At 54.4% G+C, this 14,471-nt stretch carries 17 protein-coding genes; 8 read left to right on the forward strand and 9 right to left on the reverse strand.

Annotated features, from left to right (window positions below):
* Positions 1-70: 70 nt before the first annotated feature.
* Positions 71-634 carry a D-glycero-beta-D-manno-heptose 1,7-bisphosphate 7-phosphatase gene (gene gmhB, locus QZQ97_RS21825; protein WP_006318627.1) on the reverse strand — a complete coding sequence of 188 codons (564 nt, stop codon included), beginning with the start codon at positions 632-634 and terminating at the stop codon, positions 71-73.
* Between the two features lie 187 nt (positions 635-821).
* Here gmhB and metN point away from each other — a divergent pair, with 187 nt between their 5' ends.
* The 6 genes from metN (at position 822) to proS (ending at position 6,439) form a co-directional block, all read left to right on the forward strand.
* On the forward strand, positions 822-1,853 hold the full coding sequence (gene metN / locus QZQ97_RS21830) for a methionine ABC transporter ATP-binding protein MetN (RefSeq protein WP_311995149.1): 1,032 nt from the start codon (positions 822-824) through the stop codon (positions 1,851-1,853).
* Positions 1,846-2,499: a methionine ABC transporter permease MetI gene (locus tag QZQ97_RS21835; RefSeq protein ID WP_006318637.1), complete on the forward strand. Its 654-nt coding sequence runs from the start codon at positions 1,846-1,848 to the stop codon at positions 2,497-2,499. The genes metN and QZQ97_RS21835 overlap by 8 nt, the downstream gene beginning before the upstream one ends.
* Before the next feature lie 60 nt (positions 2,500-2,559).
* Positions 2,560-3,375: a MetQ/NlpA family lipoprotein gene (locus QZQ97_RS21840; RefSeq protein ID WP_004952177.1), complete on the forward strand. Its 816-nt coding sequence runs from the start codon at positions 2,560-2,562 to the stop codon at positions 3,373-3,375.
* Positions 3,376-3,491: 116 nt separating this feature from the next.
* Positions 3,492-3,896 carry an Rcs stress response system protein RcsF gene (gene rcsF / locus QZQ97_RS21845; protein ID WP_311995150.1) on the forward strand — a complete coding sequence of 135 codons (405 nt, stop codon included), beginning with the start codon at positions 3,492-3,494 and terminating at the stop codon, positions 3,894-3,896.
* Positions 3,893-4,600: a tRNA (N6-threonylcarbamoyladenosine(37)-N6)-methyltransferase TrmO gene (gene tsaA, locus QZQ97_RS21850; protein ID WP_311995151.1), complete on the forward strand. Its 708-nt coding sequence runs from the start codon at positions 3,893-3,895 to the stop codon at positions 4,598-4,600. The genes rcsF and tsaA overlap by 4 nt, the downstream gene beginning before the upstream one ends.
* Positions 4,601-4,720: 120 nt before the next feature.
* The gene (gene proS, locus QZQ97_RS21855; protein WP_311995152.1) at positions 4,721-6,439 is read left to right on the forward strand and encodes a proline--tRNA ligase; all 1,719 of its coding nucleotides are present in this window, start codon (positions 4,721-4,723) and stop codon (positions 6,437-6,439) included.
* Positions 6,440-6,491: 52 nt separating this feature from the next.
* On the opposite strand, the gene nlpE is transcribed toward proS, so the two are convergent.
* Genes nlpE through QZQ97_RS21870 form a run of 3 tightly spaced genes read right to left on the reverse strand, consistent with a single transcriptional unit; the run spans position 6,492 to position 8,170 of the window.
* A complete protein-coding gene (gene nlpE / locus QZQ97_RS21860; protein WP_311995153.1) occupies positions 6,492-7,175 on the reverse strand; it encodes an envelope stress response activation lipoprotein NlpE in 684 nt (227 codons plus the stop codon).
* 29 nt (positions 7,176-7,204) lie between these two features.
* Positions 7,205-7,618 carry an alternative ribosome rescue aminoacyl-tRNA hydrolase ArfB gene (arfB, locus tag QZQ97_RS21865; RefSeq protein ID WP_006318651.1) on the reverse strand — a complete coding sequence of 138 codons (414 nt, stop codon included), beginning with the start codon at positions 7,616-7,618 and terminating at the stop codon, positions 7,205-7,207.
* Positions 7,619-7,621: 3 nt separating this feature from the next.
* Positions 7,622-8,170, reverse strand: a complete 549-nt coding sequence (locus tag QZQ97_RS21870; RefSeq protein ID WP_311995154.1) for a YaeQ family protein — start codon at positions 8,168-8,170, stop codon at positions 7,622-7,624.
* 215 nt (positions 8,171-8,385) lie between these two features.
* On the opposite strand from QZQ97_RS21870, the gene QZQ97_RS21875 reads away from it, so the two are divergent.
* Positions 8,386-8,586: a YaeP family protein gene (locus QZQ97_RS21875; RefSeq protein WP_037426441.1), complete on the forward strand. Its 201-nt coding sequence runs from the start codon at positions 8,386-8,388 to the stop codon at positions 8,584-8,586.
* Complete coding sequence (rof, locus tag QZQ97_RS21880) at positions 8,579-8,836, forward strand: Rho-binding antiterminator (protein ID WP_311995278.1); 258 nt, start codon at positions 8,579-8,581, stop codon at positions 8,834-8,836. Before QZQ97_RS21875 ends, rof begins: the two co-directional genes overlap by 8 nt.
* Before the next feature lie 84 nt (positions 8,837-8,920).
* On the opposite strand, the gene QZQ97_RS21885 is transcribed toward rof, so the two are convergent.
* From QZQ97_RS21885 to accA, 5 genes are all read right to left on the reverse strand, one after another.
* On the reverse strand, positions 8,921-9,238 hold the full coding sequence (locus QZQ97_RS21885) for a c-type cytochrome (RefSeq protein ID WP_311995155.1): 318 nt from the start codon (positions 9,236-9,238) through the stop codon (positions 8,921-8,923).
* 17 nt (positions 9,239-9,255) lie between these two features.
* The gene (gene tilS / locus QZQ97_RS21890) at positions 9,256-10,566 is read right to left on the reverse strand and encodes a tRNA lysidine(34) synthetase TilS (RefSeq protein WP_311995156.1); all 1,311 of its coding nucleotides are present in this window, start codon (positions 10,564-10,566) and stop codon (positions 9,256-9,258) included.
* Between the two features lie 93 nt (positions 10,567-10,659).
* Positions 10,660-11,049 carry a VOC family protein gene (locus QZQ97_RS21895; RefSeq protein WP_311995157.1) on the reverse strand — a complete coding sequence of 130 codons (390 nt, stop codon included), beginning with the start codon at positions 11,047-11,049 and terminating at the stop codon, positions 10,660-10,662.
* Positions 11,050-11,185: 136 nt separating this feature from the next.
* Positions 11,186-13,330 (reverse strand): lysine decarboxylase LdcC, encoded by a 2,145-nt coding sequence (locus tag QZQ97_RS21900; RefSeq protein WP_311995158.1) that lies wholly within the window; start codon positions 13,328-13,330, stop codon positions 11,186-11,188.
* Between the two features lie 177 nt (positions 13,331-13,507).
* On the reverse strand, positions 13,508-14,467 hold the full coding sequence (gene accA, locus QZQ97_RS21905; RefSeq protein WP_006318658.1) for an acetyl-CoA carboxylase carboxyl transferase subunit alpha: 960 nt from the start codon (positions 14,465-14,467) through the stop codon (positions 13,508-13,510).
* Positions 14,468-14,471 lie beyond the last annotated feature (4 nt).

The raw sequence follows: 14,471 nt of genomic DNA on the forward strand, positions 1-14,471 counted from the left end.
GCCGGTTCAGAATGACAAGGATTAATATTCACTTTTTTTCCGACCGCTCACTATTCATGCATAACGCCTACTAAACCCGCTTTTTGATGGCTTCCGGCAGGTCTGCCAGGCTGTTTAACACCCAATCCGCCAGTTTCTCTCCCTGATCGGTGACCGGCTTGCCGGTACGCACCAGCACTTTAGTGCCAACGCCTGCCGCAATGGCCGCCTGCATATCTTCCGGTTTATCGCCAACCATATAAGAAGAGGCCATATCGATGTTTAATTCTTGCTGCGCCTGCAGCAACATGCCCGGCTGCGGTTTACGGCAATCACACGTCTGGCGGTACTCTTCTATTACCGCTTCTGGATGATGCGGACAGAAATAGATGCCATCCAGGTCAACATCGCGATCGGCCAGCGACCAGTCCATCCACTCGGTCAGGTACATAAACTGTTTTTCGTCGAACTTGCCGCGTGCGATACCGGACTGGTTGGTGACCAATACCAGGGCAAAGCCCATCTTTTTTAGTTCACGACAGGCGTCAATCACGCCATCAATAAAGTGGAAATCATCGATTTCATGGACGTAGCCATGATCGACATTAATCGTGCCGTCACGATCTAGGAAAATTGCTGGAACGCTTTGTGTCACCGGTTTACTCCTGAGGGCCTGAAAACGCGTACAGTATCGCATGTTTTACCCGGTGCTGAGAACGGCAGAGAACAGTGTTGGTCGTTGACTTGGACGTCTAGACGCCTTAACATCTGACCCATACCTTGGTCCACGCCAAGGTTTACTTTTATCTAGCCACGGGCAACCACGCTAAAATAAGAAGAATATGATTAAACTTTCTAACATCACCAAAGTGTTCCAGCAGGGTTCGCGCTCTATTAATGCGCTCTCTGACGTGACTCTTCACGTCCCTGCCGGGCAAATCTATGGCGTTATCGGTGCCTCCGGCGCCGGTAAAAGTACGCTGATCCGCTGCGCCAACATGCTTGAGCGCCCAACCTCCGGCCAGGTACTGGTTGACGGACAGGATCTGACCTCGCTGTCTGAAAGCGAATTGACACGCGCTCGCCGTCAGATTGGCATGATTTTCCAACACTTTAATCTGCTGTCCTCCCGCACGGTATTTGGCAACGTTTCGCTGCCGCTGGAGCTGGACAACACTCCACGCGTTGAAATCAAAAAACGCGTGACCGAATTGTTGGAGCTGGTCGGGCTGTCAGACAAACACGACGCCTACCCTGCCAATTTATCCGGTGGCCAGAAGCAGCGTGTAGCGATTGCCCGCGCGTTGGCAAGCCAACCTAAAGTGCTGCTGTGTGACGAGGCCACCAGCGCGCTGGATCCGGCAACCACCCGTTCGATTTTGGAACTGCTGAAAGACATCAATCGCCGTCTCGGCCTGACCATTTTGTTGATCACCCATGAAATGGACGTGGTAAAACGCATTTGCGATCAAGTTGCGGTTATCAGCCAGGGGCAACTGATTGAAAAAGATAGCGTCAGCGAAGTGTTCTCGCACCCTAAAACGCCGCTGGCCCAACAGTTTATTCAATCCACGCTGCATCTGGATATCCCGGACGATTATGCCAAGCGTTTGGCGCCGGAACGCAGTGGCGGCCGTCAGCCGCTCCTGCGTCTCGAGTTCACCGGCCAGTCCGTTGATGCGCCTTTGCTGTCAGAGGCCGCTCGTCGTTTCAATGTTAATAACAACATCATCAGCGCCCAGATGGATTATGCCGGTGGTGTGAAATTCGGCGTAATGCTGGCGGAGCTGCACGGCAGCGATGAAGACGCGCTGGCAACGATTAAGTTCCTGCAGGAAAATCAGGTAAAAGTAGAGGTTCTGGGTTATGTCTGAGGCAATGATGTGGTTAATGGCACGTGGCGTGTGGGAAACCGTCATGATGACCTTTGTCTCCGGCTTCTTCGGTTTCGTGCTCGGCCTGCCGGTTGGCGTGCTGCTGTATGTGACCCGTCCGGGGCAAATTGTCGCCAACAATACGCTGTATAAAACCCTGTCCGGCCTGGTGAATGTGTTCCGTTCCATTCCGTTCATTATCTTGTTGGTGTGGATGATTCCGTTTACGCGTCTTATCGTCGGTACCTCGATTGGCCTGCAGGCGGCCATCGTACCCTTGACCGTAGGAGCCGCGCCGTTTATCGCCCGCATGGTGGAAAACGCTCTGCTGGAGATCCCATCCGGCTTGGTGGAAGCGGCCCGCGCGATGGGGGCAACCCCGATGCAAATCATCAAAAAGGTGCTGTTGCCGGAAGCCCTGCCCGGTCTGGTGAATGCTGCCACCATCACGCTGATTACCCTGGTTGGCTATTCCGCCATGGGCGGCGCGGTTGGCGCCGGTGGTCTGGGCCAAATCGGTTATCAGTACGGTTATATCGGTTATAACGCCACAGTAATGAATACCGTATTAGTATTACTGGTAGTGCTGGTCTATCTGATTCAGTTCTCTGGCGATCGAATTGTAAAGACCGTCACCCACAAATAGTTTTCACAGCAACTGCGCTCACACAGCGTATTTTTAATGCGAGTCTAATGAGGAAGGGATATGTCGTTAAAATTTAAATCCATCGCGGCAATCGGCGCACTGATCGGTACTCTGGCTCTGGCAGGCTGCGGTCAGGAAGAAAAAGATCCAAACCATATTAAAGTGGGCGTTATCGTCGGTGCTGAGCAACAGGTTGCTGAAATAGCGCAGAAAGTGGCAAAAGAGAAATACGGTCTGGACGTTGAACTGGTGACGTTCAATGACTACGTGCTGCCAAACGAAGCGCTGAGCAAAGGCGATATCGATCTGAACGCCTTCCAGCACAAACCGTATCTGGATCAGCAAATCAAGGATCGCGGCTATAAGCTGGTATCGGTAGGCAACTCCTTCGTTTACCCGATTGCCGGTTACTCCAAGAAAATCAAATCGCTGGATGAGCTGAAAGACGGCTCCCAGGTTGCCCTGCCTAACGACCCGACCAACCTGGGCCGTTCTTTGCTGCTGCTGCAGAAGGTTAACCTGATCAAACTGAAAGACGGCGTTGGCCTGCTGCCGACCGTGCTGGACGTGACGGAGAACCCGAAAAACCTGAAGCTGGTAGAGCTGGAAGCCCCGCAACTGCCACGCTCCCTGGACGATCAGCAAATCGCACTGGCGGTGATCAACACAACCTACGCCAGCCAGATCGGCCTGACTCCGGCAAAAGACGGTCTGTTTGTTGAAGATAAAGACTCACCGTACGTTAACCTGCTGGTTGCCCGCGAAGACAACAAAGACGCGGAGAACGTGAAGAAGTTTGTGCAGGCATACCAGTCTGACGAAGTTAACGAAGCGGCCAACAAGATCTTTAATGGTGGGGCAGTAAAAGGCTGGTAATCATTAATTACCGATTTTATTCCTATAATTGCAAGACGGGCTCCGGCCCGTCTTGTTATTTCCGCCGTAGATTGCTTCAATAGCGCCACTTCTATAAAAAAGACAGAGGAATCTCAATGCGTGTTTTATCTCTCTGTTTGTTAGCGCTCGCGCTGGCAGGGTGTTCGTCGCAGCGTATCGCGCCCTCCTCAACAAACAACACCAGCAAACCGACTGTAACCACACCGACAAAGACCACGCCAGCGGCACGTCCAGCGCCGGTAAAACTGTATAAAAACGCAGAAGAATTAGTGGGCAAACCTTTCCGCGATCTGGGTGAGGTCTCTGGTGAGTCATGCCAGACCACCGTGCAGGATTCACCGCCAAATCTGGCGACAGCCCGTAAACGCATGCAAATTCGCGCGTCTTACATGAAAGCAAACGCCGTGCTATTGCATGATTGCCAGATTGTCAGCGGCGTTGCCGGTTGCTACCAGCAAGCTATTTGCCAAGGTTCAGCGCTTAACGTTTCGTCCAAATGACCGAGTTTGTCTTCAATCAGATCGGAACCATCCGTTCGCCGTATAAAGAAAAGTTCGCCGTACCCCGCCAACCGGGGTTAGTCGAAGACGGTGGCGGTGAACTGGTGCTGCTGCCGCCCTACAATCAGGCGGAAGCAGTGCGAGGTCTCAACGATTTCAGCCATCTGTGGGTGATGTTTATTTTCCATCAAACCCTGGAAGGCGGCTGGCGCCCCACCGTGCGGCCACCGCGTCTTGGCGGCAATGCCCGGATGGGCGTCTTTGCCACCCGTTCCACCTTTCGTCCTAACCCGCTCGGCATGTCGTTAATCGAATTAAAAGGCGTGCGCGTTCAGGGGAGCGAAGTGGTGCTGGAATTGGGCAGCCTCGATCTGGTTGACGGCACACCGGTGGTCGATATCAAGCCTTACCTGCCATTTGCCGAAAGCCAACCGCAGGCCCGTGCCGGGTTTGCTCAGACAGCCCCCGCCGGCGATATGCCGGTGCGTTTTGCCCCCAAGGCTGAACAACAGCTACAGCAACATCAGCAACGTTATCCGCAACTGCGGCGTTTTATCACCCAGGTGCTGGCCCAGGATCCACGTCCGGCCTACCGCAAGGGACAAGAAGCGGAACGGGATTATGCGGTTTGGCTGCTGGATTTCAACGTGCGTTGGCGAGTGGTGGATCAGCAAACCGAGGTGTTGTCACTCGACCTGCGTTAAAATTCCACCGTCTCTCTTTTGACAACCCGCTCGCACTGATAAACTAAAGCACTTTTGTCACTTTTGGCCGCCACTGTGGCAGCCCGATGCAATTTGCAGTTCTAACGGAACCAAAACACCATGCGTACTAGCCAATATTTGCTCTCCACCCTGAAGGAGACACCTGCCGATGCCGAAGTGATCAGCCACCAGCTGATGCTGCGCGCCGGGATGATTCGCAAGCTGGCCTCAGGTCTTTACACCTGGTTGCCAACCGGCCTGCGCGTTCTGAAAAAGGTTGAGAACATCGTCCGCGAAGAAATGAACAATGCCAACGCGATCGAAGTTTGTATGCCGGTGGTACAACCCGCCGATTTATGGCAGGAAAGCGGTCGTTGGGAACAGTATGGTCCTGAGCTGCTGCGCTTTGTCGATCGCGGCGAACGTCCGTTTGTGCTCGGCCCAACGCACGAAGAAGTGATTACGGATCTTATTCGTAACGAGATCAGCTCTTACAAACAGCTGCCACTGAACTTCTTCCAGATTCAGACCAAGTTCCGTGATGAAGTGCGCCCGCGTTTCGGCGTGATGCGTTCTCGCGAATTCCTGATGAAAGATGCCTACTCGTTCCATACCTCGCAGGAATCCCTGCAGGCGACCTACGATGCAATGTACGAAGCCTACAGCAAAATCTTCAGCCGCATGGGCCTGGATTTCCGCCCTGTGCATGCCGACACCGGCTCGATTGGCGGTAGCGCATCACACGAGTTCCAGGTGCTGGCCGACAGCGGTGAAGACGATATCGTGTTCTCTACCGGTTCTGACTTTGCCGCCAATATCGAACTGGCAGAAGCCGTAGCCCCGGCTCAGCCGCGCGCGGCAGCCAGCGAAGAACTGCGTGTTGTGGATACGCCGAACGCCAAGACCATCGCCGAGCTGGTAGAACAATTCCAACTGCCGGTTGAGAAAACCGTCAAGACACTGCTGGTGCATGCCGAAAAAGAAAGTGGCCACAAGCTGGTTGCTCTGCTGGTACGCGGCGATCACGAACTGAACGAAATCAAGGCCGAGAAGCTGCCACAAGTAGCCGCTCCGTTGACCTTTGCGACCGAAGAAGAAATCCGCGCCATCGTCGGCGCCGGCCCAGGTTCCCTCGGCCCGGTCAATCTGCAGGTTCCGGTCGTGGCCGATCGCAGCGTAGCGGCAATGAGCGATTTTGGCGCCGGGGCTAATATCGACGGTAAACACTACTTCGGCATTAACTGGGAACGCGATCTGCCGCTGCCGCAGGTTGCCGATATTCGTAACGTGGTAGAAGGCGACGCCAGCCCGGACGGTAAAGGCACGCTGTTGATCAAACGCGGTATCGAAGTGGGCCATATCTTCCAGCTCGGTACCAAATACTCTGAAGCGATGAAAGCCACCGTTCAGGGTGAAGATGGCCGCAACCAGGTGCTGACCATGGGTTGCTACGGCATCGGGGTTACTCGCGTGGTGGCAGCCGCCATCGAGCAGAACCACGACGATCGCGGCATCATCTGGCCGGACGCCATCGCACCGTTCCAGGTGGCTATTCTGCCAATGAACATGCACAAATCCTTCCGCGTGCAAGCGCTGGCTGAAGAACTGTACAACACCCTGCGTTCGCACGGTATCGACGTTATTCTCGACGACCGTAAAGAGCGTCCGGGCGTGATGTTCGCGGATATGGAACTGATTGGCGTACCGCATTCAATCGTCATCGGCGACCGTAATCTCGACAGCGAAGAGATTGAATACAAAAACCGCCGCATCGGCGAGAAGCAAATGATTAAAACCGGCGAAATCGTTGATTTCCTGCTGGGGCAGATCAAGCGCTAAGCGGCTGCATCAGAAAGTAAAAAACCCGCCTCGGCGGGTTTTTTTATGGCGATTATTTGCTGTCGCAGTTCTTGTTTTTGTCGAAGGCTATCTTGCCGTCCGGCACCAACGCTCTCTCGGTCTGCCCTTCTTCCATTGAAGGCTGGACGCTGAAATGACCATTCAAGGTCAGGAACACCGGCTCGCCGGGTGTTTTGTACGCCTTGGCATATCCTTGTTCCAGCGCGATAGTATTGTCTACCGGAAAAGTCTTGCCGGTGGCGCAATCCTTGAACACCGCGGCATCCGCCATGTAGGTATAGCTACCTCTGAGCGCCATCGGCGTTTTAGGCAATGCCTTTTCCACCGGTTCCAGGCGGTAGTTCAACGTAGACTCAATCACAGCGCCGCTTTGATCCAGCATTTCCAGGCTCTTGCCCACTGGGCGGAAATAGCGTTTTTCTCCATGGCTGTCGGTCAGAACCAGCTTATCTGCGGTTCGCGCCCATTTGCCATAATCGGCAAAAGTCTGGTCCCCGTCTTTGGTTTCGCGATAGGTTTCCTGCAAAACAAAAGTGCCATCTTCATCCAGGAACAGCACAGTATCCAAGCCACTGCAGTCAGCGCAAGGCAGTACGCCCTGATAACTCTGCTGCATCGCCTGAAGAGGTTGTTCTTTCGGCTGATACTGATTATTACATCCCAATAATGAGAGCGCCCCTGCCGCTAAAAACAGGGCTATTGTTATTTTCTTCACAGCTATTCTCCTACTGTGCTCATGTATCCTTAAGTGCGGATCTTGCCGCGCAGCGCTTTAGTCGCGCCTTTACGGACCTTGCCTTCCAGCCGACGCAATTTTGCCCCTTTCGTGGGCTTGGTCGCTCTGCGCGTTTTTTCCACCACCATCGCCTGCTGAATCAACGCCACCAGCCTGGCCAGCGCCGCCTCGCGGTTTAATTCCTGGCTACGATATTCCTGCGCTTTAATAATCACCACGCCATCGGCGGTAATTAAATGATTATTCAGGGCCAGCAGCCTTTCCTTATAATACTCTGGCAGGCTGGACGCCCGGATGTCAAAGCGCAAATGGATAGCCGTTGAGGTTTTGTTCACGTGCTGGCCACCCGCGCCCTGCGCGCGGATCGCCGTCAGTTCCAGCTCGTTATCCGGTATGGCTACGTTTCTTGACAGTTCCAGCACCGATCACACCTGCGCCTGTTGCCACTCGGCAAACTGGATTTCCAGACTATTCTGAGCATCAGAAAGCCAGATAGTTCCTTCTTGCAGCGTGGCTTGCAGCGTCATATTGCGGCTGGCCATCGCTGCCAATTTGCCTAATTGTTCATCATCCAGAAAACGGATGCTTAGGTTTTTGTGGTTTGCCACTTTGCTCTGGATACCCTGCCACCATACGTGTCCGGCGCGTTCACCGTAGGCGTAAAGCACCACTCGCGGTGACTGGTTGCAGGCTTTCCTGATTCGCTTCTCATCAGGCAGGCCCATTTCGATCCACATTTCCAACCCATTGTGGTCGTTACGCCGCCAGAGCTCCGGCTCGTCTTCGGCACTCAAGCCCTTGGTAAACACCAGACGCTCATCGGCGTGGCAGATCCAGGCTAGCAGGCGCAGCATCATGCGTTGTTCGGTTTCGGAAGGATGTTGGGCCAGGGTGAGCGTGGCGTCGTGGTAGAAATGACGATCCATATCAGCGATATTGACCGTGGCTTTATAAATAGTTGCTTTCAGCGCCATGGGTGACCTCATTATTATCAGGCGATAGTGTACTAGATTTGGCCCATCCGCAGCCAGCGCGGCTGGGTAAAGCGCAGTGCGAAAGCCGCGCTGAGGTGCTAATAACTCCCCAACAGCTGTGCTATAGTCGACTAGGATTAAGTAAAGCTCCGAGAGCCTGCGCCTCATCGCTATACAAGACTTCGATGACGCAGAGGTTCTTAAGGGAGGAAACTGTGCAACAATACTGTGAGTTAGTACGCCGTTTTTACGCCGAGATCGGCAGTGGGGATCTCGGCTACGTGCCTGATGCGTTAGCATGTGTATTAAAGGCATTGGACGAAGTTGCTGCGAATAACGCGCTACCGTCCTCCGTTAGGGAACAGGCGGCCTTTGCCGCCGCTAACTTATTGGTGAGCGACTATGTTGATGAATGATGAGTACCAATCCATCAATTGCGATGACTATGAAAGCCTGGAACTCGCCTGTCAGCATAACTACATTCTGAAGCTGGAGTTACGCGACGGAGAAAAACTCGAAGGCAAAGCCACCGAGCTGAAATTTACCAAGGGTGTTGAGTACCTGATTATCGATCAGGTCGGCAATGCTCTCAGCTTGCGTCTGGATCACATCCTCAGTTTCAGTCATCCGGAAATCGGTACTGTAGTCGTCAGCCTGTCTGATTGATTTTACGGTAACGCCATCCCAACAGGGCAGCCCAACGGCTGCCCTCGTCATTTATGGCTTCAGGCTGGCTAGGTTTAAGACTGGCTATGGTTTAAGACTGGCATAGTACGCGGCCAGATCGGCAATATCATCATCAGACAATGCAGAGACATAGGCCTTCATCACTTCAGCCTGACCGCCGTTGCGCTCCCCTTTTTTATACGCCTGCAGCGCATGCTCCAGATACATGGCGTTTTGCCCGGCCAGATTCGGATACATCGGCACCGACACCTTTCCCTCCGCGCCGTGGCACGCGACACAGCTGGCGGATTTTCCCTTCCCTGCGGCTGCATCACCCGCCGCTATGGCCGACAGGCTGAAAAGGCCGAACACCGCAGCCATTGCGCTAACAAATTTCATCATTGCTCCTCACATTGTTATTATTTTTTATGCCAACGCAGCCGCCAGGATTGCTCCCCTTCAGGCGTCTGACCGGCTTCGCTGACAAACACGCCCAGCGCAGCGATAAGCTGGTCATCATAATAAATCAACGGGGTACGTTCACGCTGCCACGGCGGCACGCTCAATTCCTGCCACAGTTTTTTAACTGACCTGGAATGAGTTCGGCCAAGGATGCGGATTTTTCCCTGAGCGGCAAAACGAACGCTCACCTTCTGTTGCAGCTGCGGTGCCCGCAGACTAATATCGCCCTCTCCACTACTCAGCTTACCCAATCCATCCGGCAGCTCGAGCGGCTCCGCCAACGACCAGTTCAGGCAGACTTCGCGCAAATCCGCCATTATCGGCAGCAGATACAAACGCCGGCGAAAACGGCGGATCTGATACTGCCCCGGCTGCAACTGCGGTTCGGCGTCATCCCGACTGAGCGCCACCTCGTCCCATAGTCGCTGCAACTGCTCGCGTGAAGGCATGGTAACGCCAAACAGCGCGATCCAACGGCGCAGCAAGGCAAAACGCCGCGCTGGTGAACACCCCAGCAGGCCATCGATCGCCAGTGCATTCTCTTCATTGAGCAACGAGTGCAGCTGTTCTGACAGCAGTTCATCCAGCAGTTGCTCTTGTTCCGCACACAGGCTGGCGCTGCGTGCCGTCGCGGCGGCAAAATACGGCCAGCGTTGGTTGAGCAGCGGTAACACCTGCAGGCGCAGGAAATTGCGGTCGAAACGCGGGTCCTGATTGCTGTCGTCATCAATCCAGGTGAGCTGATGCCGCTGTGCATAATCCTCCAACTGCAGACGCGACATACCCAGCAACGGACGCAGCAAGGGATTATTACCCAATGAGGTCTGAGCAGCCATCGCCGACAGGCCAGCCGGACCACTGCCGCGTTTCAACGCCAGCAGGAAGGTCTCACATTGGTCATCAAGATGTTGCGCGGTGAGCAAGGCTTCATCGGCAGCCAGCGTAGCGACGAAAGCCGTGTAACGCGCCGCGCGGGCCGCAGCTTCAATCCCGCCCTGCCTGCCATCCACCTGCACATGCTGGACCACCAGCGGCAACTGCCAGGCGGCGCATTGTCGCTGGCAGTGAGCTACCCATTCGTCGGCAAAAGCGTTCAGGCCATGGTGTACGTGCACCGCGCGCAACTGCAAATCCGGCAATTGCCTTCGCAGATGCACCAGCAGGTGCAACAGCACGCTGGAATCCAGCCCGCCGCTGAATGCCACCAGCAAACGCCGTTGAGCACCCAATTGGCGGCTGACCTGTACGGAAAGTTGATCGGTATTCATTGGTTTATCGTTGATCGCCTGACAGGCGGTTGGAGACCGCCATAACACCCATAGGACAGCACGTTAACCAGCCTGCCGCCTTCAGACAAGCTTTCATTGTTCATACAGTTCCAGCGGCAATCCATCAGGATCGCTGAAAAAAGTAAAACGGGACTGAGTATAAGGATCGACGCGTATAGGCTCGCACACGACCCCAGCGGCCTGCAGATGTGCAATAGCCTGTTCGATGTCGTCTACGCTGAACGCCAGGTGGCGTAGGCCACATGCTTCCGGGCGGCTGACACGGGCCGGTGGTGACGGGAAGGAAAACAGTTCGATGCTGTATTGGCCATTGAGCGCCAGATCCGCCTTCCATGAGTCTCGTTCTTCACGGTAAAACTCACCCAATAGGGTAAAGCCGAGGATATCGCAGTAGAAATGCTTACTGGCCGCATAATCTGAACCAATAACTGCGATGTGATGCACCTGACGTAATGCCAACATGGTAATGCCTCATTGTCTGCTTGATGACGCACGGTATCCGGCGAGGGTTACAACGTCAACGGCAAAAAAAACCGCAGGATAAAACGGAGCCGTCATTCAGGTCTGCCACTTAAGCGTTGAGCTCAGCCGGCACCGCCTATGCCAATGGCGTTTTCAGCACCTTCACCAGATAACGCCCATCCTCGGTCAGTTTCGCACCGTGGATATCGGTTTCAAAGCCGGGATAACGCTCGCCGATGGAACACAGCATCAGCAAGAAATCGAGTACCGCACGGCTCTCCTCGGTGATCATCTCACCCGGCATCACCAGCGGTACCCCTGGCGGATAAGGCAGGATCATATTGGCTGCCACCTTGCCCACCAGTTGATCCAGCTCGCAGGTTTCCACATTACCGCGTACCTGCTGCTGGAACATCTGGTGCGGCGTCAACTTCATTTCCGGCAGCACGTCGAACGCCCGCAGCATCAGCCGCGGCAGATCGTGCCTGCAGATCAGACGGTGGATCCCGGCCGCCAGATCCTGAATGCGCATATTGCGGTAAAAATCAGGATCCTCCGCATACAGATCCGGCAGCATGTTCTTCACCCGCAGATTAAGATCGTAAGCGCGTTTGAAATCGCTCAGGCCACGCAACAGGCTCATCGCCTTGGTTTTATCGATGCCGATACTGAACAGGAACAGCAGGTTATAAGGCCCGGTTTTTTCCACCACGATGCCACGTTCGTCCAGGTATTTCGCCACCAGCGCCGCAGGGATCCCGCTCTCTTCCAACGTACCCAGCTCGTTCATTCCCGGCGTCAGGATCGTCACCTTGATCGGATCGAGATACATATGATCGCGGTCGGTATTGCCAAACCCGTGCCAGTTATCATCCGGGTTCAGCGGCCAACATTGCGCCTCGTCGATCTCTTCAGGCTGCCAGATATCGAAGAACCAGCTATCGCTCTCCTCTCGCAGTCGTTGTACTTCGCGACGAAAATGCAGCGCGCGCTCTACCGAGCGGTTGATCAAGCGCCGCCCAGGGTTGCCGCGCAGCATCGCGGCAGCGGTTTCCATCGACGCCACAATGCCGTAGTTCGGTGAAGTGGTGGTGTGCATCATATAGGCTTCGTTAAAGGTGCTTTCGTCGTAATCGCCTTTAATGTGAATCATCGAGGCCTGCGAGAATGCCGCCAGCAGCTTGTGTGTGGACTGCGTTTCGTAGATAACCTTACCGGCCGTGCGCTCACCGCTCATGCCGCTCTTGCCTTCGTAGATCGGATGGAAGTTGGTATAGGGTACCCAGGCGGAGTCAAAATGGATTGATGGCACGTCCAACGTCTGCTTGATGTAATCGGTGTTATACAGCAGACCGTCATAGGTTGAGTTGGTGATCACCGCATGTACCGGCCAGCTGGCATTCGCGGTGGCGGCAACCCGGCCGGCAATGCTCTCCCGGGTAAATTCATGCTGCGGGATACCGCCAAGAATGCCATAGGCGTTACGCAACGGGCGCAGGTAAATCGGGACGATATCGCTCATCATCAGCAGATGGCACAGCGATTTATGGCAGTTACGGTCGATCAATACCGTGCTGCCGGCCGGTGCCGAATACATGCCGACAATCTTGTTGGCGGTGGAGGTGCCATTGGTCACCAGATAGCTCTGCTCGGCGTTAAAGGTGCGCGCAATATACTCTTCGGCCTCCAGATGCGGGCCGGTGTGGTCCAGCAGCGAACCCAGTTCGGTCACCGATATGGAGACGTCGGCTTTTAAGGTGTTGGCACCGAAAAAATCGTAAAACAGGCAGCCAACAGGACTTTTCTGGAAGGCGGTACCGGCCATATGCCCTGGGGTGCAAAAGGTATATTTGCCCTCGCGCACATAGTTGAACAGCGCCTTGGTTAAGGGCGGCGTAATGGTGTCGATATATTCTGCGGTATATTGCTGAATGCGCTGCGCAATATCATCCGCCGCATTCAGACCGTACTCGAAGAAATACAGCACCATGCGCATTTCATGCAGGCTGACGTCGAAGGTGGAATACTGGTTGATAAACGCATATAGCGGCAGATATTCATTCAGCTCGTTAATTTCACTGCACAGCTCCAGGCTGTAATCGTCCCAGTCGAAAATCACTCCGCAAATACGCGCATTGGCTTCGATCAGCTTTAGCAGGTCACTGCCATTTTTCGGATAAACCAACTGGAAACCCATCGTAGCCAATGCGGTGTGCAGCTCACGAATAGGCTCATCTTTGTAATAGACGCCCGTTGGGCTCATGATTGCGATGATATTCATCGGCTGCTCCTGTCAGTTAACCGCCAAACCTCTATAACAACATGAAAATACGACGGAGGGTACCCCGTCATCGGCATGCTGCGCGCCGCAGCGCAAAAAGCTTGCGTACAACCGGAGCTTTTTCATCAGATATAAAAAAACCGCCCGAAGGCGGTTTTTTGCAACGCAGGACAAAACTCAGCAATAGCCGTAGTTCATCAGGCGCTGGTAGCGGCGATTGAGCAACTCTTCGTTGTTCAGACCATCGAGATCTTTCAGGTCAGCCAGCAATTGCGCTTTCAGCGAGGCCGCCATTGCCGGTACGTCACGGTGGGCCGAGCCCAAGGGTTCCGGGATCACCGAATCGATCAGCTTCAGCTCTTTCAGGCGCGGTGCGGTAATGCCCATCGCTTCTGCGGCCAATGGCGCTTTGTCGGCGCTCTTCCACAGAATTGAAGCGCAACCTTCCGGCGAGATCACCGAATAGGTGCTGTATTGCAGCATATTCACTTTATCGCCAACGCCTATCGCCAACGCGCCGCCAGAACCGCCTTCGCCGATCACGGTGCAGATCACCGGGATATTCAGGCGAGACATTTCACGCAGGTTGCGGGCGATGGCCTCCGATTGGCCGCGTTCTTCCGCGCCCACACCCGGATAAGCCCCTGGCGTGTCGATGAAAGTGATCAACGGCAGCTTGAAGCGGGAAGCCATTTCCATCAGACGCAGTGCCTTGCGATAGCCTTCTGGTGCCGGCATACCGAAGTTACGGCGGATTTTCTCTTTGGTTTCGCGGCCTTTCTGATGACCAATGATCATCACCGGGCGGCCATCCAGGCGCGCAATACCACCAACGATCGCTTTATCATCGGCATAAGCGCGGTCGCCAGCCAACTCTTCGAAGTCGGTAAAGATGTGTTTGATATAATCCAGGGTATAAGGACGGCGCGGGTGGCGTGCCAATTGGGCAATTTGCCAGGCCCCAAGATCGGAAAAAATCTTGCGCGTCAGCTCAACGCTCTTTTCACGAAGGCGCTGAACCTCTTCGTCCAGATTAATATCTAATTTTTCGTCTTGACGACTGACTGCAGTCAGCGAGTCAATTTTCGCTTCCAGCTCTGCAATCGGCTGTTCAAAATCAAGAAAATTCAGACTCATAGCA

Origin of the sequence: Serratia sp. root2 (assembly GCF_031931805.1) — a bacterium.
Taxonomy (GTDB): Bacteria; Pseudomonadota; Gammaproteobacteria; order Enterobacterales; family Enterobacteriaceae; genus Serratia; species Serratia inhibens.